This is a genomic window from Bacillus sp. SIMBA_074 (genome assembly GCF_046534555.1).
GTDB lineage: Bacteria > Bacillota > Bacilli > Bacillales > Bacillaceae_G > Bacillus_A > Bacillus_A mycoides.
Window position 1 is genome coordinate 1 of sequence record NZ_JAWRYM010000465.1, and the last position, 275, is coordinate 275.

Sequence of the window (275 nt, forward strand, 5' to 3'; positions counted from 1 at the left end):
CGAGGAGACGGCCGGCGCCTATCGCGACTTTCTCCGGCAGGCCCTCGAGATGCCCATCATCCCGCGGTACTTCACACCGATGGCCGTGCAGCGCGCTTCCGGGCGCCGGATACTCAGCGACGACACGTGGCGGCTGATCGATCAGGTGACCAAGGCGTCGCGCAAGCGGACGAGCGACCGGGTGGGACGGAAGATCCTGGAGACGAACGAGGACGGGACGCTGCGATTCGTGGAGCGTCCGCCCGTGCTCACCCGCGCGGAGCCCGAGATCCAGG

The 275-nt window shown here is 68.7% G+C and carries 1 protein-coding gene; it reads left to right on the forward strand.

The annotated features are described in order from the left end of the window. On the forward strand, positions 1-275 hold a 275-nt coding region (locus SB773_RS31605), incomplete at both ends, for a hypothetical protein (RefSeq protein WP_410594268.1).